The organism is Veillonella parvula, assembly GCF_002005185.1.
Lineage (GTDB): Bacteria > Bacillota > Negativicutes > Veillonellales > Veillonellaceae > Veillonella > Veillonella parvula_M.
Map to the genome: position 1 here is coordinate 1,250,269 of NZ_CP019721.1, position 23,806 is coordinate 1,274,074.

Sequence of the window (23,806 nt, forward strand, 5' to 3'; positions counted from 1 at the left end):
GGGCATTTTATGAGATTCTTTATTGATACAGCAGAATTTGATGAGATTAAAGAGGCCTATGATTTTGGTTTTATTGATGGCGTAACTACAAACCCATCGCTTATCGTGAAAGCTAAACGCGATTTGAAACAAGTTATTTCTGAAATTGTAAACCTTGTTGATGGACCTGTTAGCGCAGAGGTTATTTCCTCTGATGCTGAAGGCATGGTGGCGGAAGCACATGACCTTGTGAAATTAGGCTCTAATGTGGTTATTAAAGTTCCTATGACTCCAGAAGGTCTTAAAGCCGTTGCTATTTTGAGCAAAGAAGGCATTAAAACGAATGTGACTTTGATTTTTTCTGCAAACCAAGCCTTATTAGCTGCTCGTGCAGGTGCAAGTTATGTGAGTCCATTTGTGGGTCGTATTGATGATATCAGCATGGATGGTCTTACATTGATTCAAGATATTACAGATATTTTCGCTATTCATGAAATTGAAACTGAAATTATTGCTGCAAGTGTGAGAACTCCGCTGCATATTATTCAATGTGCTAAAGCAGGTGCTCATATTGCAACTGTTCCATTTAAAGTACTCATGCAAGCTATGAAACATCCGTTGACTGATGCAGGACTTGCAAAATTTATGGAAGATTGGAAACAAGCTAATCAATAAGTTAGAGACTCTAGGTAAGAGTCATATCAATACATAGAGGACTTATAAGGAGGCCCATTATGGATCGTACATTATCTTTGGAATTTGCTCGTGTCGTTGAAGCCGCAGCTTTGCGTAGCGGTCGTTTGCTTGGCCGTGGGCAAAAGGATGCAGCCGATGGTCTTGCTGTAGATGCTATGCGTCAAGCGTTTGATTCTGTTCGCATTTCTGGTACTGTGGTTATCGGAGAAGGCGAAATTGATGAAGCTCCTATGCTTTATATCGGAGAACACGTAGGTGCTGGCGGACCAGAAGTAGATATCGCTGTTGATCCTATTGAAGGGACAAACTTGATTGCTAAAGGTCAAAATGGTGCTATTGCAGTTATGGCGATTGCAGAAAAAGGTGGCTTGTTACATGCACCGGATATGTACATGGAGAAACTTTGTGTTGGTCCTCGAGGTGCAGGTGCTATCGATATTACGAAATCTTTGACCGAAAATATCAAAAATGTAGCGGCTAAAATGGAACGTAATGTAGATGAAATCACGTTGGTTATGCTTGATCGTGAGCGTCATCAAGGCTTGATGAAAGAGGCTCGTGAAGTAGGGGCTCGTATTATGCTCATTTCTGATGGTGATGTTAATCCAGCTATGGAATGTTGTATCGAAGGTTCTGGGGTGCACATGGTTGTAGGTACTGGTGGTGCACCTGAAGGTGTATTAGCGGCTGCAGCCTTAAAATGTGTAGGCGGCGATATGCAAGCTCGCTTAAAACCAGAAACGGAAGAAGAAATTCGTCGTTGCCATGAAATGGGCATTGCCGATGTAAACCAAGTGCTCACATTAAATGATTTAGTTCGTACTGATGATGTTATTTTTGCGGCTACTGCCATTACACGTGGTAACTTATTAAATCCAATTCAATATTTCCCAGGTGGTGCGCGTACACATACTATTGTGATGCGGTCTAAAACTGGTACGGTTCGTTTCCTTGATACAGTGCATATGGATCATAAACTTAAAACATTAAAAGCTAAATAAGAATAAAGCCCTGAAATATACTCAAAAATTTGGCACAAATTTTTGAGATATATTCAGGGCTTTTTTTTCTTTGTATTTTCTCTCATTCTCTTGATGAGATATATCGAAAAATAGTATAATAACATTTAGTATATGACGTTATAAATACAAGGTCTTGTAGCTTATACAAGATGAACGATATAAAGTGTAGGAGGAATTCTGTTGGAAAAGTTAATCATTCAAGGTGGCAATCGATTGGAAGGACGTGTACGTGTTAGTAGTGCTAAAAATGCAGTACTCCCTATTATTGCCGGTACTTTGCTAGCATCAACGCCTAGTAAATTGCTTGAAATTCCAAATTTAGAAGATGTAGGCACGATTTGCCAAGTTATCGAGTCTTTGGGGGTTAAAATCACTCGTAATAATGCAGATGGTGAAATTGTTTTCGATGCTTCTACATTGACTGCTACGGAAGCTCCTTATGAACTTGTGCGTAAAATGCGTGCATCCTTTCTTGTCATGGGTCCACTTTTGGCTCGTAAAGGGGAGGCTAAAATCTCAATGCCTGGTGGATGTGCTATCGGTGCACGTCCCATTGATCTTCATTTAAAAGCATTTGAAGCATTAGGTGCAAAAATTGAAATTACTGAAGATTATGTATATGCTCATGCTCCGGAAGGACTTAAAGGGACTCAAATTTATTTGGATTTCCCAAGTGTGGGGGCTACAGAGAATGTAATTATGGCTGCTTCTATGGCGGAAGGTAAAACCGTTATCGAAAATGCTGCAGAAGAGCCTGAAATTGTTGATTTAGCTACATTCTTAAATGCTATGGGAGCTAATATTCGCGGAGCTGGTACAAATGTGATTCGTATTGAAGGTGTACCTCAATTACACGGTGCTATTCATACAGTTATTCCTGATCGCATTGAAGCTGGTACATATTTAATCGCTGCTGCTATGGCAGGTGGTGATGTATTCGTAGAAAATGCATTGCCAGAACATCTAAAACCAGTAGTGGCTAAATTAAAGGAAGCTGGTGTAACAGTAGAGGAAGAAATCGACGGCATTCGCGTTATCAGTAGTGGTAAAGGCATTAAAGCTGTCGATATTAAAACCTTGCCATACCCTGGATTCCCAACAGATATGCAAGCTCAATTCATGGCTCTTACCACGATTGCGGAAGGCACTAGTACAGTAACAGAAACTGTATTTGAAAATCGTTTTATGCATGTTGCTGAACTTCGTAAAATGGGGGCGCATATTGACATCGATAATCGTCAAGCTATTGTCGAAGGTATGCCAAGCTTACACGGGGCTATAGTGAATGCTACTGACCTGCGTGCTGGAGCGGCGCTGGTATGCGCTGCATTGACTGCGGAAGGTAGAACAGAAGTCGGTCGTTTACATCATATTGACCGAGGTTATGATGATTTTGTAGGTAAATTGCAAAGGTTAGGTGCTGATATTGTTCGGGTTGACGAATAAGAGTACACAGCCAAAACAAAATAAAAAGAAAAGAAGCCGGCGCTCTAAAGGGCCGGCTTTATACAACGAGCAACAGAACTTAGGTGCTGCAAAGGTTGAAAATTCGAAAGTGAGTACTACACGCAAACCATTGAGAAGGACAAAACGTAAGTCTACTAAGCTTTCAAATGGCGTGGCAAAGCAAGCTAATCATTTGGCCTCCAATATGCGTGAGACCATGATTAAAGTTACAAAAATGCGCCGTGCTGAACGACGTAGTCGTGAGACTGTAGCGATTGCTAAAACAACACCAGCCATGACATTAAAACGTTTAGTTCGACCTGAGCAAGTCGGAGATTTTATGAGTCGTTTAAATCGATCCTTAAACTTCGATTTGGGAATTGATTTAGGGACTGCAAATATCCTCATTTTTGCGAAGGGTAAAGGCTTGGTATTAGATGAACCTGCGTATATTGCACGGGATGATAAAACCGGTGATATTCTTGCTTTAGGTGAGGCTGCACGTTCTATGGTGGGCCGTACTCCAAAAGGGATTTCCGTCATCCGTCCAGTTCAAGCGGGCGTTATTGCAGATTATGATATGACAGAATTCATGTTGAAGTACTTTATTCGCTCCGTTGTACCTGCTTCTAGATTGATGAAGACGCGTATTATTGTATGTGTTCCGTCGGGCATTACACCAGTTGAAAAACGCGCTATTTTGGAAGCTTTACTCAGAACTGGTGCAAAAAAGACAGTCCTTATTGAAGAACCATTGGCTGCTGCTATGGGGACTGGCCTCAATGATGCTAAGCACGTAGGGGCGATGGTTGTCGATGTTGGCGGTGGCACTACGGATATTGCCGTTCTTTGTGATACGGGTGTAGTTGTAAGTGAATCACTTCGCATCGGTGGAGATTCTTTTAACGAATCTATTATTCGCTATATCCGTCGTAAGAAACGCTTGGTTATTGGTCCGCTAACAGCAGAGAAAATTAAAATTTCTGTAGGGACTGTGGATCGCCGTGCAAAGGAGCGCACGATTGAGGTACGAGGACGAGATTCAAGTTCTGGATTACCAAAGATGGTTGCGGTGAATTCTTTAGAGATTCAACGTGCTCTAGAAGCACAAGTGATGAATGTTTTGGAAGGCGTTAAGTCTATTCTAGAAAAAACTCCACCGGAACTTGTGGCCGCTATCAACGATCATGGCATAATTCTTACTGGTGGTGGCGCGCTCATCGATGGATTAGACCGTGTTATTACACGTTCTATTGGAATCGCGGCATACCTTGTAGAATCTCCAAGATATGCAGTGATTAAAGGTGTTGCAAAGGCTTTAGATGAAATGTCACAGCTTCGTGATACATTAGATGAGTTACAATAATATATCATGATGATGTAAGCTTAAATTGACGAGGTTATGGTCTACAGTTATTCTATTTTATGTATGGAGTATCTTTAGACTGTAACCTCGTTTTTCGTTTATTTTTTGAATTTTTTATCTTTATGCTGTATACTATAGTAAAAGTATATTGTGTAAAATTGATGTAATAATATAAGGCCATTATTATGGTTTGTAGCTATAGAGGAATTAAAGATGAAACGATATCTGTATATGACTTTTGCTGTTTTAGGTCTACTGGGTAGTACCGTTCCTCATGCTGAGGCCGGTAATTTAACAGGGGTGCGCGTATCTAATCATGAAGGTACAAGCCGAATTGTTTTAGATGTATCTGAAATGCCTGTATCTTGGACTCAATCCTATAATGAAGAAACACATGCTCTTACATTGAATTTAGGGGGTACTACAAATGGTTTAACTGGCCCCATATCACAAAATGATAAAAAAACGGGAGTTCTTAAAGGCATTGGCTTACAACCGATTAATGGGGCCTTACGAGTAACATTAACAGCGAATAAGGATGTACAACATCATGAGTTTGCATTAGAAAAGCCTTCGCGTATAGTAGTGGATTTATTTTCTGGCTATGCGCAACAGACTACAAAAGATGTAAATAAATCTGTAACGTATAGCAAAATTAATAACACCGTAGCTGAAGGGAAAATTCAAGCCTTTGCATTGACCGTAGATAATGATTCACCTATGGTGGTGGCGCATGTTCCAGAAGGTAAACCATTATCTTCTGTTACTCAAGCTCATACAGCTATCATTGGAGCAAAGGTAAAAGGGGGCAGTTTTGAACGACCTTACTCAGTGGCGAGTGATGGAGCCATTGATTTAGAGCGTATTTCTAATCGTGGTACGTTACGATATACGCCTAATAGAGGATACTTTATAGAAGAGAAAAAACCTTTGCTTCAAGCTAAAACAAAGAATGAGAGTTTTGTAATCACCTCCGTTGATACGGTTCGTAAAGAGAATGCCTTGACCCTTTATACGTCAACTTATGGTCCTTCTACAAAGACCAATGAATATGGTTATGAAGTGACTGTAGCTAATGGCAAGGTTATTAGTAAACAAAAGGGAAATTCTAAAATTGGGGAAAACCAATACGTATTGTCTGGTCATGGCGAATCTGGAAATGCTTTACGTAAATTAAAAGTTGGAACACCTATTATGATTCAAAATAGAGAAGAACTTGCTCAAGTTAGTACTACTGGTGGAGCTAGTTTAGAAGTGGGCACTATGGTGATGAAAGGCGGTCGCTATGTAGGAGCTGATGAATCTAATAACAAAGGTCGTAGCTTCATTGGAACCACAAAGGAACATGATTTAGTTGTGCTAACAGTTGATAAATCCGAACTTCAATCTGTAGGTGTGACTCAAAAAGAAGGAGCTCAGTTATTGTCTAAATTAGGTGTTGTTGATGGCGCTGAATTATCAAATCAAGGTAGCATAGATATAGTTATCAATGATGATTATGTACACAAATCTTCTGCACCTATGAGTTATGAGGATATAGTAATCATAAAATAGATTCGTTGCATACAATTTTGTTTGAAATATTACTAATAATTTAGTATACTATAAATACATAACTAATTTTGTAAAAGGAGGGATCGTTATGAAAAGAGTAGTGTTAGCTTTAGCTGCATTAGGCATTTTAAGTGTTAGCTCTGTAATGGCGGCCCCTGTATCATACCAAAGTGTATTAACAGGTAAAGTTGCTTCTACAGTTTCTGTTGGTACTTCTGTAACAGAAGGCCAAACCTTGGTGACTGTAGAGACATTGGCTGGTCCTATGGCTGCTGCTAAATCTACTGTAACTGGTACTGTAACGGCGGTTAATGTTACAGTGGGTTCAGACGTTTCTCGTGATCAAATCGTTGTCACTGTAGAAAGTAAATAAAGGAGAGAAGGAATGAAGTTTTCTCATTCTTGGCGTCGGTATAGAAAATCGATACTGGCGCTTTTCTTCTGTACTTCACTTACAACTGCACAGGCTATTGATTTTATGCCTGTCAATGATGTAACAACAGGTATGGAAGGTATTGCAAAAACTGTAATCGTAGGGGATACTATTTCTACCTTTGATGTAAAGGTACTGGGTGTCATGAAGGATAAGGGACCATCTGGTCATCTTATCTTAGCAAAGTTTTCTGGACCCGTTATGGATCAAACTGGTGGCATTGCGCATGGTATGAGTGGTAGCCCTGTATATATAAATGGTAAACTCGTTGGGGCTGTTGCTTATGGCTGGGGGTTTGCAGATGGTACGATAGGTATGATTACTCCTATTGAGGATATGGTCAAACTATGGAATATACCATATGAGAAAAACTTATCTAAACCTTGGGATGATACACAATTGATTCCTTTAGGTACTCCCCTTATGGCGTATGGCTTCGATGCGGCATCAATGGATTACTTTAAATCGAAGCTACCACAATATAAATATGAAACATATGATACCGCAAGTGCTAGTGGTGATGAAATTGCAAAACCACTAGAGGCTGGTGGCTCTGTAGCTGCTTTGTTAGTTGATGGTGACCTCAAATTGGGCGCTATTGGTACTGTGACTCATGTAGATGGTGAAAAGGTTGTTGCCTTTGGTCATCCATTCTTAAAACATGGTTCATCTAATTATTTCATGCACAATGCAAGTATCTTTACCGTTGTAAAAAGCTATAATGCTGCTTTTAAACTTGGCTCCATGGGGAAAGAAATAGGCTCAGTTACTGAAGATAGAGGGGCAGGCATTGCTGGCGTATCTGGCGTGATTTCTCCTGGTATTCCATTGCGCTTCCATTTAAAAGATCTTGATATGGGACGTGATAGAACTAGCTCTGTAAAGGTTATTGAAGATGGTGAAATGACACCAACTTTAGCAGCTACAGCCTTATACAATATGTTGAATAAAACATTGGATCGCAGTGGCTCTGGTACGGCTACAATTTCTTATACTATTACGCCAAAAGGAAAAGAACATAAGCCATTAACGCGAACAAATATGTTCTACAGCTCTGATTCCATTAGCGAAAAAGCAGTTGATGAATTTTATAATGTCATTGATGTTCTTATGAACAATCGATTCATCAACTATGAAATTTCGGATATTTCGGTTGAAACAAACGTAACGCAAGATAAGAAAACAGCAAAGCTTATAGATGCTTCTGCTTCGTCTACTGTAGTTTCTCCTGGGGATACTATCGTAGTAGATGTAACATTAGAACCGTTCCGCGGCGAAAAGGTTATTAAACAAATCTTCTTTAAGGTCCCAGAAGATCAAGCTATTGGTAAATATACCTTAGAGGTACGTGGCGGTGGCGAGATTCCATTGCCATACGTATTGGAAAAACAAAAGTATAATTTAACAGACGAAATTTTACGCCGTTTGAAAGTTCATAAAGATTTTGATGAGCTTTATGATGAAATTCAAAAGACTGATACAAATAATCAAATCGTTGTAGAATTTTTGGAAGATGGCATTAGCTTAGTTGATGAAGATGGTTCTCAATCTGTTAAAAAGGCTAAACTTAAAGATGTGGAATCAAAGCCTATGCCAGGGGATGTAAAGAAAAAAACAGGTCAAGAAGATTTGAGTTCTAGTAAGGATGATGAAAAGAAACCTGAAAAGACTGCCGTTGATACTGAGTACATCGTGCAAGGTGATGGTCAATTTACGATTCATGTAATGAAGCCCGCTGATCGTGATAAAGAATTAGCAAAACGTGTCAAAGAAGCGAAACATCAGATTAAGATGGAGCGCAAGTTAGAATTGGAAGATCAATCTAAAAAAGATAAAACAGATAAAGCTGAGTCTAAAAAGGACCCTAAAAAAGAGTCGAAAGAAACTAATAAAAAAGATGAGGCTAATGCTGGTGGAACAAATACACCTGAATAAGTTGAAACTGTAAGGGAAAAGGAGACACTGTTGAGTTGGCTAGAATCGATAGGTCGAGTCGTCATAAACGGCCTATCACAGATGGGTAGTGCTACATTATTAGTGTGGCAAACAATAAAACAATTAAAAATGATTAATTTGTGGCATGTATTTCAGCAGATGGCTCACCTAGGGGTAGACTCTTTGCCTATTATTAGCTTAACTTTGCTCTTTGCTGGGGCTGTTATGACCTTACAGATTACAGATGTACTCATTACCTATGGGGCTCAAAGTACGGTAGGTGGTCTTATGGCTGTAGCTATGGGACGTGAATTGGGTCCTATCTTAGTAGGTGTAGTGTTAGCCGGCCGTGTTGGCGCCGCCATCACGGCTGAAATCGGTACAATGAAGGTAACAGAACAAATTGATGCCCTACGTGTTATGGCTGTTGACCCTGTTGGTTACCTCGTGGTACCACGTGTAGTAGCGTGTATGATTATGGTGCCGATTTTGGCATTTTATGGTGTTGTTATCGGTATTGCCGGTGGTTACTTTGTAGCTACTGTTATCAAGGGTTTGGCGCCTAGTACATATTTAGACTCTATTCAAATGTTCTCTACCATTTCAGACTTCACTTTAGGTCTTATAAAGTCTAGTGTGTTTGGTGCTGTCATTGCATTGGTAGGTGCTTATAAGGGCATGGAAACTAAAATGGGCGCAGAAGCTGTTGGTTTTTCCACTACTAGTTCTGTAGTAACTAGTATTATTCTAGTATTTGTATTAAATTACTTTTTATCTACATTGTTATTTTAGTGGATATTTTTAGAGGGATTTATGATTGAACTACGCAATGTTGTAGTTGCCTACGAGTCACGTGTGATTTTAGACTCTGTTAATCTCACTATTAATGATGGGGAGACGTTAGTTATATTAGGCGGCAGTGGTAGTGGTAAAAGTACATTACTTCGCTTATTAATAGGTTTACAACGTCCTACATCAGGGCAGATTATCGTAGATGGCACAGATATAACTACATTATCTGAAGATGAATTTAATACGGTACGAAGAAAAATGGGGATGGTATTCCAATATTCAGCTTTGTTTGATTCTATGTCGGTAGGTGAGAACGTAGCTTTTGGTTTGCGTCAACATACGAAGTTAAAGGATGACGAAATCAAACGCATTGTGGCAGAAAGACTTGATTGGGTTGGTTTAAAGGGATATGAGTCCTATATGCCTAATGAGTTATCTGGTGGTATGAAAAAGCGGGTTAGCTTAGCTCGTGCTATAGCACTAGATCCGAGTTTAATTCTTTATGATGAACCTTCATCAGGGTTAGATCCTATTACATCAGGTACGATTAGTATACTAATTAAGGGGATGCAGAATCGGCTTGGTTGTACTTCTATCGTGGTAACACATGATATGCAGTCAGCATTTTATGTTGCTGACCGCATAGCTTTACTCGATCAGGGGCATTTTGTAGAAATTTCTGATACAATAGAATTTAAGAATTCTACAAATAAGAAGGTACAACAATTTATTCATGGTGAAGCAGAGCCGATTAACGAATCTGCGATGGGAGATATATAATGAAGTGGACGACGGAGGCCAAGGTAGGGGCTTTTACAATAATAGGTATAGTTCTATTTATTGCAGGCATACTATTTGTAGGCCGTATCGATATTTGGGCTAAACCGCAAATGACAATTACAGGTGATTTCACTCAAGTAAATGGCCTAAAAAATGGGAATCAGGTTAAATTTTCCGGCGTGGCCATCGGGACTGTTTCTGATATTGAAATTACACCGCGTGGCGTTGTGGTTAAGATGAAACTTGATGAAAAAACGCAGATTCCAAGTGACTCGATCTTTTCCTTGGGGTCAGATGGTTTTTTAGGTGATAAATTTATTCAAATTTCACCAGGACAGTCTAAAGTATATTTACAAGATGGTGACTCCGTTAAAGGTGAAGGCGTTGATGCTGTGGATAAGGCCATGCAGAGTGCACAAAAATTAATGGATGGTACTGAGAAGATGCTACAGTCTATTAATAGTATTATTGGTGATCCTGCAACTCAAAGTGCACTTAAATATTCTTTGCAATCTACAGCTGTGATGGCTGATAATGCGGTAGCTATTACACAAAATATGGCGGATGTAACGGCTCAGCTAAATCAAGCAGCACAACAGTTTAATGCTGATGGTAATGCAGGCAATGATATGCGTGCTATTTTAACTAATTTAAAACAAACTACTGATCGTGTAGATAATATGGCTCGTACCATGGAATCAACTGTAACAGATCCTAAAGCACAAGAAAATATTAAGGAGACTTTACATAATACGGCACAGATTTCAGCTCGCATCAATAAACTGATGGGCGGAAAGGCGTACCAAACGGATGTAAATGGAAATAGTGTAGAGGTTGGTATGACTGAAAAAAAGTCATCTACCAAGATTGAACCATCTGTAGATTTGTTGTATAACACAACGGATAATGAATTCCGTGTCAATGGTAGAGTACGTGCCTTTAACAATAAAGGAATGGCTGAAATTGGCCTTTCTAATATGGGTGATGATACTACTTTTGATCTGAATGCAGGTCGATTTATTAGTTCTAAATGGTTAGTGCGTGGTGGTATTTTTGAAAGTGAATTGGGTCTTGGGGTGGATTATAACTTCCGTGGTCCTGTGTCCTTATCAGCCGCGCTATATGACCTTAATCATCGTAAATATCGTATTCGTAGTGATATACGTTTGCATAAAGATACCTATGGCGTTATTCAAATGACCAGACCGTTCAGTTCTACGAATGGAGGTACCTATTTCGGTATTAAACAAGTATTCTAATGACTAACACATTTACTCTATATGAGTATGGAGGTACGTATTATGAATAAAAAGGTTCTTTCCTTAGGTGTAATGCTTTCTTTAGTTACTACTGGTGCATTCGCCGCTGATGTAGTAACTACATCCGTTAACAACGGAGACCAATTAAGCAAATATCAAAAAGAAGCTATTCAATTAACACAAAAGCAATTAGCAGAAAAATCTGTTTTAGACAGTAAAACCTATGAACGTACATTAGCTTTAAACGAAGCCCGTACGGTTGATTTAGCATTAGCTAATAATCGTACAGCTAAGCAAACTAAATGGGGTTATGAAGCTGCTAAATCTGCAGTAAGCCAAGTAGCAGCTGGTAAGAATCCAAGTGTTAGTTATGGTTGGAGTGCTCAAAAAACGGGCGGTGACACAGGTAGTGGCAAATCTGGTAGTCATAACTTCTCCATTAGTGCGCCTGTATTCAATCCACAACTCGATGCAAGCATTGATTCTGCACGTTATACTCGTGAAGGTACTGGTGCTAGCTATGAAGAGGCTTTACAACAAGCAAAATATGATGCTCTTAACGGTTATTATACATTGATTATGAGCCGTAATATGGTAGATGTAGCACAACAAGCTGTTAAAGATTATCAAGGTCATGTAACTAATGTAGAGGCACAGTATAATGTTGGTTTAGTGGCGAGCTCCGATGTATTGGCAGCTAAAACAAATCTTGATGATTCTCAAACATCTCTTGTAAAAGCGCAAAATGCTGCAAATTTAGCAGAGGCGAACTTAAATCAAGTTATTGCATACCCTGCACAAACAGCTATTACTACAGCAGAGCATGATTTACAATATAAACCATATAATGTAACCTTGGAGCAAGCGAAAGCATATGCTATGCTTCATCGTTCCGCTCTTGTTAAATCAGCTCTTGATGTAAAATCTGCGGAAGAAGCTGTAAAATCTGCTAAGGCGGGTTATTTGCCTACGGTTGCTGTAAAAGCTGGTCGTGGCTATGGTGATCCAGATGGTTACTTTGGTACAAGTACAAAGTCCTGGAGTGTTGGTGCTAGTGCTACTTGGAACTTATGGGATGGTGGTGCAACACAAAATGCTATTAAAAAAGCAAATGCACAACTTGAACAAGCAAAAGAAGCTAACTTGGCCACTGTTGATGCTGTATTGTTAGCTGTACAAAAAGCATACTTGAATTTACGAGCTGCTGAACAAACAATCCAAAGTACACAAACTGCAGTCGCACAAGGTCAAGAAAGTTTCCGTATTGCTACGCTTCGTTACCGTGCAGGTGTTGGTACGAACCTTGATGTACTTGATGCAGAAACTAAGTTGACAACAGCTCGTAATAACTATGTAGAAGCTCTTTACAATTACAATATTAGCATTGCGGCTCTTGAACAATTAACAGGCGTTCCATTGTCTACACCTGTAGGTCAAGGTGCTGAAGTTATCGCTAATAGTGGTGCTGTTGAACAATTGTCAAAACTAGGCGGCAATCAATAATATGATCTTTAAAAAGACGACTTCGGTCGTCTTTTTTCTTGTAATGGACATTATAGACAATGAGTGTTCTTGATAGGTTTTATAAAATTCACTCTGAAAATACTATAGTTATTACTGTGTCTGTGGTAAGATTAGTATATATATTTATATTATTCATAATGTGTATGGGAGTATCATTATGACCCGTAAAAAGTGGCTCCTTATCGGTGCAGCGATTTTAGGTTTGTCTGGTATTGTTGGTGCCAGCATTAATCCTATGGCTCAAACTTACATTGCACCTATGGTTAAAGAACAAGTAAATAATGTCATAAACGGTTCTATAGACTATGATTCTCTCCGAATTAATTGGAATGGTGATGTTGTTCTAACAGATGTGATTATCAAAGATAGAGATGGACATTTAGTTGGAACTGCTCAAGAGGTAGCTGTAGGAGTTAAATTATCTTCTTTACCGAAGATTATTGGTGGCAACACATCAGGGGCTACGGCTATTTCTAGTGTAATCGTCGAGGCGCCAGATTTTCATATATGGCAACTAGCTGATGGGTCGTGGAGTATAACTAAATTAGTAAAACCATCCGATCCAAATAAGTCGGGTACTTTTGATGGCTCTGTGACTATTAATGATGGTCGCGTAGCGCTACGTACTAAAGATGGAATAAAGAGGAATGTAGAAAATCTTGATGGGACTATGGCGCTTGATATGAGTGGCATGTCTAAAGGTGCCTTTACTGCTGATGTAGATGGTTCCGCAATTACCTTGAATGGCAAAATTGATATGAACAATGTATCTAATTTTGATCTCTTTGTACAAGCTGATGAAATTGATACTGCTGGTATTATGAGTTTTGTTCCACTTCGTAAGGATCTATCTGTAACGAGTGGTAAGTTACAAGATTTACATTTAAATCTTAAAAGTGAAGATGGCAAATACATTATGAGTGGTAATGTAGGCTTTAAAGGTTCAACAGGCACTTATAAACGGGGTAATACAATTTATAATATTACCGATGGCACGGGTCGCATTATGCTTAATAATGATCAAATCGTTATTAGTCGTAGTTCTTGGAGGGTAAATGATCAAGTAACAAAGATCAATGGCTTAGTTACACTAGGCAAAGATGAAGAGTATTTAAATCTTAATGTTGTGGCCGATAAAGTAGATTTAGAGGCGATAACAGACGTCGGTGTTTCTGGTATTGTAGGTGGGCGTGCACATATTGGTGGCACGACAGTATCCCCTCGTGTAGATGCAACGATTGCTAGTGATGGTATTTCTTATAATGGTTACTATATTGATCGTTTACAAGGTGATATTGTATATGATAACGGTTTAGTTCGTACGGATGATGTGCGCCTATCAGTAGGCGAAGGTAGTGCAAAGGTTAAGGGCCAATATGTGGTTGATACAGGGGATTTTGATACTACTATAAAGATTCAAAATTTACCTTTAGGCACTTTCACAAAAGATATGACCTCACCAGTTACAGGTAATATCGATGGTGAGATGCGTATCTTAGGAAAAAATAATCAAGTTACAGATGTTGTAGGCGCTGTTGAAGGTCGCCAAATAGGCATTCGCGGTGTTGTAGTTGATACTGCAAAAGCTAACTTTACGCACGCTGATAATAGTACAAATATGACCGTTGTAGGCACTATAGGAGATGGGGCGCTAAGCGGATATGGCTATATCCAAAATGGTAATATAGATGCCACTATTTCCGGTAATGCATTGCCATTGACCGCACTAAGTCCTATTATTGGTCAAGATGTTGATGGCACCTTGAATACCTCTTTTGCGATACAAGGTACATTGGATAATCCAAATGTAATGGGCACTGTATGGGGTCAAGAGGTACATTATAAAGGGGCTCGATTCAATAATATCCATGGAGATATTAAGCTAGATAACCATATTCTCACTATCACCAATGGACATATTGGTGATGGCGATGGGGGCTATGATGTTAATGGTTGGTATAATCTTAATACAAATGTGTTAGATCTAAATGCCAAGGCTCGGGCTGCTCGTATTGAAAATGTGATTCGTACTGTTACAGATGTTCCTATTACAGGTTGGTTTGAAACAGACAATCATATTACAGGGACGGCTGCAAATCCGATTATAGAAGGTCGTGCTCATTTGTGGGATGGTTCTGCTTATGGCAAACTCGTGACCAATGCGTTTGCAAAATATAACTATCAGAATGATACATTAGAGCTTTATAGATTTGATATTGAAGGTTATGGTGCAACTATCACAGGTGGCGGTACAGTATCTAAAGAAGCAATTAATATTGATTTTGAAGGCAAAAAAATTGATATGGGCAGATTGCTCATTAATACGGATTACAAAGTTGATGGTTTGCTATCTGGTCGAGGACAAATTACTGGATCTGTGGATAACCCTCAATTCAATGGCTATATTTCATCCGATGCCTTATCAGTTAATGGGGAATTATTGAACGATATTCATGGTCGTGTTTATGCAGATAAATCGGTTGTAAATGTGCAAGATTTCACCTTTGCTGAAGCCGATGGTGGTCGCTACACTGCTAAAGGTGGTATGAAGTTTGATGATAGTAGACAACTATTTGGTGTATTAGATGTTACTAATGGTAGCGTAAAGAATTTGTTAACCTTGCTAGACCGGTCCAATGAACACATTGATGGCAAATTAAATGGTTCTGTTGAAATCGGAGGTACACGCGACAATCCAAGCGTTAATGTAACAGGCAAGATTAATGATGTAAGTATTGATGAAAAGATTGTTGGTGATGCAACTATCGATGCAAGTCTTGCTAATCGTAAATTCAAAGTTACAACTTTGAAACTGCCTGTTGATGAAGGTCTCATTGCAATAGGCGGTACGATGGATCTTGATGGTCAAGCGGACTTACAGGTTGCATTAAAGGATGTTGATATAGTACCGTTCTTGCCACTTATGGGTAAGGATATTCAAGCTACTGGTTGGGTGACTGGCGTTGTAAATATCACTGGGGAAACTAAGAATCCTAAAGTAGAATTATCCGGTGCTGTAGAGTCGGGGTCCTTTAATGGTGTTGGTATTGATGAAGGTTTTGTATTGGCTACAATGCAAGATCAAGTTATTCAGATTCAACGAATTCAAGGTGCCAAAAGTGGGTATAAACTTAGCGTCTATGGTAAGATTCCATTAGCGGCAATCTTTACGTCTGGGTATATTCCAGCAAATGATAGCAAATCTATGGATGTAACTATTGATTTTAACGAAGCAGATATGGCTGTTATCCCTCTTCTTACAACTAGTGTTAAGGAGGCAACAGGTCCGTTAAAAGGCACGGTTCACATTACAGGCACTATTGATCAGCCTGAAGCATATGGTACTGTATCGGTACGTAATGGTACGATGAAATTGGCAAGTGTAGAAAATCAAATTACTGGTATTGATGGTGACTTAATTTTCTCTGGTCAACAAGGTGATTTCCAATCCCGTATTAATATGGGCAAAGGCTCAGCTGGTTTGGCTGCTAAAGTAAATTGGTCTGGACATACTCTTACTAATTACAAGGCGGCAGTTCAGCTAGAAGACTTAGAGGTTCGCAGTGAATATGTAAGAGGACCTTTGAATGGTGAACTTTATATTGCTGACCGAGATGGATTGCCGACCCTTATTGGCACTTTAAATCTTGAAAAGATTCAATTCAAAATTCCTCTTTCCTTACAATCTAGTGAAAGTACCAAAGATATGGGGGTGGATGTTACTGTTCATGCGGGTAAAGGTGTACGTTTATATGATCGCACCTTATACAACATGTTTATCAGTGGCGATGTTCATTTTGGTGGATCCTTACAAAATCCAACTGCTAGTGGTCAATTCGATGTTAGAAATGGCACGTTTAAGTATTTGAGCCATGTATTTAATATTACAAAAGGGAATGCTCATTTCGTAGGTGGCTCTTATTTACCAAACTTACAATTAGAGGCTGAAACAAATGTAAGTAATTACACTATTATGCTTGGCGTAAAAGGGACAGTGGATCATATGGACTTATCATTGTCCTCTAATCCTACATTGTCTAGAAAGCAAATCATTTCCATGTTGACCTTCGGCCGCGGTGCAGATTCAAATAGTAGTACTTTGACAAATGAAGATGTGAATGCTGTGGCTACAGCAGGGCTTCAAATGTTTGCTTTTGGCTATGTACAAGATGCATTACAAAATACACTTGGGTTAGACCGCATCAATATTACAACAGGGTCAATTGATCCCGATGAGCCAACCAATAGGGATACGGCAAGTAATTATAATATTGAAATCGGTAAATATGTATTACCGAGAGTCATGTTGACTTATTCTCAAGGTATTAATAACAAACAAAATAAATATGGTATAGAATATTCTGTTAAACGAAACCTTAAGTTCACGGGATGGCATACATCAAAAGGGAACAATTATATAGGTGGTCGTTGGACACGTAGCTTTTAAGAGTATGGCTAGAATGTGTAAACCCCTTAGGTATGCACATTCTAGTCATATTAATTTCATAAAATTTGTTTAATATAGTACTCATTCCAAGCAATTTATGCTATAATGATAAAGATTTATTAGTCTTTATAAATAAGATGTAAACTCTTTATGGGGATGAGTTCTAGGAGGAATTTATGTTTAAACCAAAAGCTTATAAAAGTATGCTTGCAGCGTCCGTGTTGACCGCTGTCATGGGGACAGGCAGTGTATTTGCTGCTGAGGTACAAGCTGGCTATACTCCAGATTTAAATAGCACAACGACGACTAATGCTGCTACAGCAAATGATGCAGCTACTACACAAGCTGTTTATAATGCTGATGCAACTACTACAACTATACAAGATGAAACTGATGCAGCTATCTTAGCTGCTCGTGGTGATACGACTATATCTAGTGACGGCACTGTAGTAAAAGGTTCTGATGGAACTGTTACAGTCAATAATGCTGCTTTAAAAACTGATGATAAACAAGTAAAAATGGTATCTAAAACTACTGGTGGTACTGATCTTGATAAGGCTGCTGAAAATGGCCAAACTCAAGCTGTTACAACAGTAGAAGCACAATATGTCACATCTGCTAGTGCAGAATCTGTTAATCCTTACGTAGGTAAATTGATTACCGGTTTATCTATATCTGGCGTTACAGCTGAACAGCAAGCAAATTTGTTGCCAATTTTAACTGAAAAAGTTGGCGATGCCGTATCTGTTGATGGCGTATTTAAAGATGTAACTAATCTTGGTAATACTGGGTACTTCTCTGAAGTAAATCCTGTATTTACTTCCGTGCCTGAAGGCGTAAAATTGGACTTTGCCGTAACCGTAAATCCAGTTACTACTGGCGTTTCCTTTGAAGGTAATACTGTATATTCCTCCGAAGTATTGACTAAGTTCATGGATATTCAACCAGGTCAAGTTCTTAACTCTGTATCTGTAGGGCAAAAAGTCCAAGGTATTAATGCTGCATATGCTCGTGATGGCTATATGTTAGCACACGTTGATGGTGTCCGTGTAGATGACCAAGGCGTACTTCATATACACATTGTTGAAGGTATCGTAGAAGATATCATTCCAGCAGGTAACAAGAAAACTCGCAATAAAGTTATTACTCGTGAATTTGTTCAAAAGAAAGGAAAACCTTTTAATAAATTCTTGGTACGTCGTTCTGTAGAACGCGTATATAACTTAGGTTTCTTTGATGACGTAAACGTTCGTATGTTGCCAGGTGAACAAGATCCAAATAATGTAATTATTGAAATCGATGTATTGGAACATAAGACTGGTACCATTACATTAGGTGCTGGTTACTCTAAATCTGATGGATTGATGGGCATCGTTGAGTTTGGTGAAGATAACTTCCGTGGTACTGGTGATAAATTTAAAGTTCACTGGGAAATCGGTGGTAAGAAAAAATATAAGAACTACCAAATCTCCTACTTGAAACCTTGGATCGATAGCAAAGGTACATCCCTTGGCTTCTCCTTCTTCAATCGCGAAGATGAATACACAGATTACAATGAAGATGGTAGTGAAGTAGCAGAATACAATAAGAAATCTCGTGGTTTCAATATTTCCTTCGGTCGTCAAACTGGGGAATATACTCGTGATTACTTGACATTAGAATCTCGTAAAGATACTTATAAATGGGATGATGATGATAGCTCTGGCTTCCGTTATGATAAAAATGCGGGTAAAGGTACAAACTGGGATAATGGTTCCTATAACTTTGCATCTGACAACTATGTAAAAAATAACTTCGGTCGCATTAACTCCGTAACATGGCAAAAAGTATACGATTCTCGTGATAATATCTATGAACCAACTCGTGGTCGTCGTATTTCCTATACTACACAATGGGCTGGTCATGGTTTAGGCGGTGACTTCGACTTCTATAAATTCACAGCTGAAGCACGCATGTATAAAAAACTTGGTGCTAAGAATGTATTGGCATTCCGTGCACGTGGTGGCTTTATTCAAGGTGATGCTCCTTATAGCCAATTGTTCACATTGGGGGGTGCTGACTCCTTACGTGGTTATGAAGATGATCAATTCCGTGGCAAGTATATGTACAATGCTACATTGGAATTCCGTTTCCCAATCGTTAAAAAGGTTAGTGGCGTATTGTTTACTGATATTGGTGATGCATGGGATGCACCAAATGTTACATGGTATAATAGTAAGAAAACCTTTAACTATGGCGTTGGTGCTGGTGTTCGTATTACAACCCCAATTGGTCCAGTTAAACTTGACTATGGTGTGGGTAAACACAAAAATAAATTCCACTTCAGCTTCGGCACACAATTCTAATATAGTAAATGTATATGGTGGAGGCCTCTTTTCTAAAGAGGCTTTCACCAATATCTCTATATGGCATCCTTTGATGCAGTGATTTAAAGAAATGAGGGCACTCTATTATGATGCGAATGATGAATAACAAGGCGAATGTAAAGATTTTTTCCATCGTCATTGCTGCAATTTTTATTGTTGGTATTGGTGCGTTAGCTTATACGCAAATGGCTTCGCCTAGTAGTAATAGTGGGACTAGTACTATTGGGGTTATCGATACATCTCGTATGTTGTCGCAAGATAATCCAATTTATATCTCTGCAGCTCAAGAATATATGAGCTATCAAAGCCAATTACAACAAGAAACGCAAGCTAAAATTGATGCAGCACAAGATGATGCTACTAAACAAAAAATTGCTGAAGAAGCTCGTCAAAACCTAGCTAAAAAAGATCAAGAAATTGCTAAATCCGTTCAAGATAAAGCTATGGAGGCTGCAAAAGCGGTTGGTGATGCTAAAGGTCTTAGCGTTGTCATGACTAAAGACACTGTACTATACGGTGGTGTTGATATTACAGATCAAGTATTGAAAAAACTAGCTACTGATGCAAAAAAATAAACTGTAGTTCTATGTAAGGGAGAACGACAATGAACGGGAAACAACGATATATAGGACTAGTCATATTTCTCGTTGCTGCAATAAGTGCTATGGTTTGGGCCTATGGTTTTGTAACAAATCACCAACAGGGTCCTGATGGCATGTCAATAGGTGTTGTACGCATTGATGATGTACTAGAGTTTAATCCATCCTATGCGGATTATAAACAAGCCAAAAATGAACTGGAACTTTTACAACGTCAATATGAACTTGAACAACAAGCCTTAAATGCCAAGTCAGAGACACAAGATAAACAGTTGAAAACGCTTGCACTGGATTCAACCTTGTCAGATGCTCTTACGGTCGAATTGCAAACTCGTATTGCAACAAAAGAGAATGAACTAAATCAGCAATTAAATGCAAAGCGCAATGAATTGACTCAAAAGTATTTAGCTGAGTTAAAGGTTAGTACTAATGAATATGATCTGGAAATCGTAAACCTTCAACTAGACTTATATGCCTATGATGCACGTGTATATATAGATGATGCACAAAGAGCAGCGGCTATGGCTGAAAAAGCTAAAAAAGAAGAAAGATTAAAGGACTTATTAGCTAAGAGAAAACCATCGGATTTCGATGTAAATTCAATTAAAGCAAGGGTACAGGCTGAGCTTGCTCCAATGCAACAAAAAGGGCAGGAAGAGCTCAATCGATACGCTGCATCCCTACAGAAGGAATTAGCTGAGAAACGAGACTCTATGGTACAACAACAAGCACAATCCATCATTGCTAATAATAACCTGCCTGTGGCGCAAGAGTGGAATGATACATGGGCAAAAAAGCTTTCAGATAAAGAAGCTGAAGTGAGTGCACTTCATGAGGCTATTTTAGAAGATGTTCGTATGCGTGTAGCAATTATTGCTGAGGAACAACATTTGGATTTAGTTATCATCGATGATGGTGGTAATATTAAAGGGCTTGATATTACTGATGCAGTGAAGGCGTCCTATCGAGTTCAATAAGGAGTTATATTATGAATAAACGTATTAAATCTTTAGTATTAGGTGCATCTTTAGTAGCTTCTATGGCTATCTTAGGTGGTTGTGGTTCTAATAATGTTGGTTATGTTGATAGCGTGAAAGTGGCAAACAGTACTGAAAAAGGCATTGAAATTACTAAAGAAATCAATGCTAAAAAAGCGGAATTAGATGCTAAAATTGCTGCTGCCGATGAAGCATCTAAACAAAATGTATTTAATCAAGCGAATCAAGAATTAAATGCCTTTGCGAATGCAAAAGCGCAAGAATATCGTCAATATCAAGAACAAAAAATCAATGAACTTGTGAAAGAGAAAAAACTTGATGTTATTATTGAGAAAGGCGCTGTTGTTGGCGGTGGCTCTGATGTAACTGATGATTTGATTACAAAAATGGGTAAAGCTTCTGACGACCAAATCAAAGAAGTTGAAAATGCAGCTAAAGCCCAAGAGCAACAAGATGCTCAGCAAAATGCACAACAAGCAGATCAAGCTGCAACAAGTACAACTGAAGCTGCACAATAATTGAAGATTACCACGGGGGAGGAGTTTGCCTTGGAAAAAACTTTACAGGAACTCGCAAATTTAGTAGGCGGTCAACTTATAGGGGATGAGTCTATTGTCATTACTGAGACACGTAGCTTTGAGCAAGCAGTAAAACAATCCATAACTTTTGCAATAGGTGAATATGTTGAACATATTGCATTATGCCAAGCGGGTGCTGTTATCGTTGAATCGGAAGTAAAAAATGCACCGATGGCACAAATCGTAGTTGATAATGCAAAAGCCGCATTCGCCCAAGTGCTAGAAGTATTCCATCCACCTGTTGTAGTTCCCCGTGAAGTGCATAGTACAGCTATTATTGGCAAGAATGTTACACTTGGTAAAAATGTAGCTATTGGTGCCTATTGTGTTATTAATGATAATGCTGTTATCGGTGATAATGTAACAATTCGACCTTATGTATATATTGGTCATAATGTACGAATTGGGGAAGATTCTGATATCTATGCAGGTGCTATCGTACATGAGAACTGTATTTTGGGTAAACGCGTTGTATTGCGTGCTAAAGCAGTTATCGGTGGTGAAGGTTTTGGCTTTGCCACAGAAAATGGTATTCATACGCATATTCCTCAAGTAGGCAATGTTATTCTTGAAGATGATGTAGAAATTGGTTCTTGCACTACTGTTGATAATGCTACAATGGGATCTACCTTGGTACGTCGCGGTACAAAAATTGACAATCTTGTTCACCTTGGCCACAATGTTGAGATTGGAGAAGATTGTTTCTTGATTGCACAGGTTGGGATTGCAGGTAGTACAAAATGTGGTAACCATGTAATCTTTGCAGGACAAACAGGCTGTACTGGTCATATTACAATTGGAGATAATGTACAATTTGCAGGTAAAACAGGAATTACTGGCAATGTACCATCTAATTCTGTTATGGCTGGGTATCCAATGAGACCTCATAAAGAGTGGTTAAAATTGGCTGCTTACGAGAATCGTTTGCCAGAAATGGTGAAAACTGTAAAACAATTACAAAAAGAAATTGACGCTTTGAAAGCACAGCTTAAGGAGAGCTAATAATCCATGTATAGGTTTATGAAAATCTTTAGTGCCTTTATTTGCTTATTACCTAAAGGTTTGCAATATGCTATTGGTACATTGCTTGGTGAAATTGTGTGGTTAGTGGTGCCACCTAAACGCAAGCGCCTGGCGATAGGCCAAATTTTATTCTGTAATATTACAGATGACCCTAAAGAAGCTCGACGTATTGCGAAAGCTAGTACTACACGCTTTGGCCGTATGATTATTGATGTATTGCGCTATCCTGAAATTAAAGATGGCGCATACAAAGATATGGTGGAGTTTATTAATCGAGAGTACTTAGATGATGCCTTAGAAAATGGTCGAGGTGCAATTTTAGCTGCTGTTCATAGTGGTAACTGGGAACTTTTAGGTGGCGTTCTTGCTTCTGAAGGATATCCATTGATTTCTGTGGCTATGAAACAGAATGGTGATGCCGATAAGTTTATCAATGAATATCGTCGGATTATGCATCAACATGTGACCTATAAAACAGGTGTTCGTGAAATGATTAATGAACTAAAAAAAGGTGCATTTTTAGGCCTTATTATGGATCAGGACCCTGGTGATGATGGCGTTCTTGTACCATTCTTTGGCTATGAAACATTGACGGCTGCTGGGCCAGCTGTACTGGCTCGTATGCAAGATGTGCCTATTATTTTTGTAACCATACATTATAGCCCGTTTTCTGAGAAATATGAGATTGAAGCACATCCACCAATTTATGTGGAACGTACAGATGATAAAAAGCGTGATATAGCGGTAACAACAACTCGTCTAAATGAGTTTATTGAAGATTATATTCGACGATATCCTGAAGATTGGTTCTGGCTTCATAACCGTTGGAAATGGACTCGTCGTTTTTATGGTGAACAAATAGATACACCACCTGATGTTTTTCAATAGTTAATAATTTTAAAGAGATTTTGTTTATGCGATTGTGGAATCTTCAAGATGAAACTGATTCCTACTAGCATGGATGAAATCTCTTTTTATTTTATAACTTATAACTTAGTGTTTAAAAATA

Annotated in this window: 18 protein-coding genes; all 18 read left to right on the forward strand. The window is 38.8% G+C overall.

Features of this window, described 5'->3' with window-relative positions; genetic code table 11:
- Positions 1–9: 9 nt before the first annotated feature.
- The 18 genes from fsa (at position 10) to B1A77_RS05855 (ending at position 23,685) form a co-directional block, all read left to right on the forward strand.
- Positions 10–654: a fructose-6-phosphate aldolase gene (gene fsa / locus B1A77_RS05770; RefSeq protein ID WP_058948504.1), complete on the forward strand. Its 645-nt coding sequence runs from the start codon at positions 10–12 to the stop codon at positions 652–654.
- A 59-nt stretch (positions 655–713) separates the two neighbouring features.
- A complete protein-coding gene (gene glpX / locus B1A77_RS05775; RefSeq protein WP_004695442.1) occupies positions 714–1,676 on the forward strand; it encodes a class II fructose-bisphosphatase in 963 nt (320 codons plus the stop codon).
- Between the two features lie 201 nt (positions 1,677–1,877).
- Positions 1,878–3,143 (forward strand): UDP-N-acetylglucosamine 1-carboxyvinyltransferase, encoded by a 1,266-nt coding sequence (murA, locus tag B1A77_RS05780; RefSeq protein WP_004695444.1) that lies wholly within the window; start codon positions 1,878–1,880, stop codon positions 3,141–3,143.
- Complete coding sequence (gene mreB, locus B1A77_RS05785) at positions 3,124–4,509, forward strand: rod shape-determining protein (RefSeq protein ID WP_012864056.1); 1,386 nt, start codon at positions 3,124–3,126, stop codon at positions 4,507–4,509. Before murA ends, mreB begins: the two co-directional genes overlap by 20 nt.
- Before the next feature lie 213 nt (positions 4,510–4,722).
- Positions 4,723–6,063, forward strand: a complete 1,341-nt coding sequence (locus tag B1A77_RS05790) for a phosphodiester glycosidase family protein (RefSeq protein WP_077708243.1) — start codon at positions 4,723–4,725, stop codon at positions 6,061–6,063.
- Positions 6,064–6,151: 88 nt separating this feature from the next.
- Positions 6,152–6,436 (forward strand): biotin/lipoyl-containing protein, encoded by a 285-nt coding sequence (locus B1A77_RS05795; RefSeq protein WP_004695449.1) that lies wholly within the window; start codon positions 6,152–6,154, stop codon positions 6,434–6,436.
- 12 nt (positions 6,437–6,448) lie between these two features.
- On the forward strand, positions 6,449–8,431 hold the full coding sequence (locus B1A77_RS05800; protein WP_077708244.1) for a SpoIVB peptidase S55 domain-containing protein: 1,983 nt from the start codon (positions 6,449–6,451) through the stop codon (positions 8,429–8,431).
- Between the two features lie 30 nt (positions 8,432–8,461).
- A complete protein-coding gene (locus B1A77_RS05805) occupies positions 8,462–9,223 on the forward strand; it encodes an MlaE family ABC transporter permease (protein ID WP_004695453.1) in 762 nt (253 codons plus the stop codon).
- A gap of 21 nt (positions 9,224–9,244) precedes the next feature.
- Positions 9,245–10,003 carry an ABC transporter ATP-binding protein gene (locus tag B1A77_RS05810; RefSeq protein WP_024061016.1) on the forward strand — a complete coding sequence of 253 codons (759 nt, stop codon included), beginning with the start codon at positions 9,245–9,247 and terminating at the stop codon, positions 10,001–10,003.
- A complete protein-coding gene (locus B1A77_RS05815; protein WP_004695456.1) occupies positions 10,003–11,262 on the forward strand; it encodes an MlaD family protein in 1,260 nt (419 codons plus the stop codon). Before B1A77_RS05810 ends, B1A77_RS05815 begins: the two co-directional genes overlap by 1 nt.
- A gap of 42 nt (positions 11,263–11,304) precedes the next feature.
- Positions 11,305–12,765, forward strand: coding sequence for a TolC family protein (locus tag B1A77_RS05820; RefSeq protein ID WP_004695458.1), 1,461 nt, complete (start codon positions 11,305–11,307; stop codon positions 12,763–12,765).
- A gap of 178 nt (positions 12,766–12,943) precedes the next feature.
- A complete protein-coding gene (locus tag B1A77_RS05825) occupies positions 12,944–17,233 on the forward strand; it encodes a translocation/assembly module TamB domain-containing protein (protein ID WP_077708246.1) in 4,290 nt (1,429 codons plus the stop codon).
- A gap of 176 nt (positions 17,234–17,409) precedes the next feature.
- Entirely contained in the window at positions 17,410–19,578 is a 2,169-nt protein-coding gene (locus tag B1A77_RS05830) for a BamA/OMP85 family outer membrane protein (protein WP_058948508.1), read from the forward strand.
- Positions 19,579–19,685: 107 nt separating this feature from the next.
- Positions 19,686–20,174, forward strand: a complete 489-nt coding sequence (locus B1A77_RS05835; protein ID WP_004695463.1) for an OmpH/Skp family outer membrane protein — start codon at positions 19,686–19,688, stop codon at positions 20,172–20,174.
- A gap of 29 nt (positions 20,175–20,203) precedes the next feature.
- A complete protein-coding gene (locus tag B1A77_RS05840) occupies positions 20,204–21,175 on the forward strand; it encodes a coiled-coil domain-containing protein (RefSeq protein WP_077708248.1) in 972 nt (323 codons plus the stop codon).
- An 11-nt stretch (positions 21,176–21,186) separates the two neighbouring features.
- Complete coding sequence (locus tag B1A77_RS05845) at positions 21,187–21,714, forward strand: OmpH/Skp family outer membrane protein (RefSeq protein WP_012864064.1); 528 nt, start codon at positions 21,187–21,189, stop codon at positions 21,712–21,714.
- 30 nt (positions 21,715–21,744) lie between these two features.
- The gene (lpxD, locus tag B1A77_RS05850; RefSeq protein ID WP_012864065.1) at positions 21,745–22,776 is read left to right on the forward strand and encodes a UDP-3-O-(3-hydroxymyristoyl)glucosamine N-acyltransferase; all 1,032 of its coding nucleotides are present in this window, start codon (positions 21,745–21,747) and stop codon (positions 22,774–22,776) included.
- Positions 22,777–22,782: 6 nt separating this feature from the next.
- The gene (locus B1A77_RS05855) at positions 22,783–23,685 is read left to right on the forward strand and encodes a lysophospholipid acyltransferase family protein (RefSeq protein ID WP_004698501.1); all 903 of its coding nucleotides are present in this window, start codon (positions 22,783–22,785) and stop codon (positions 23,683–23,685) included.
- Positions 23,686–23,806: the final 121 nt, after the last annotated feature.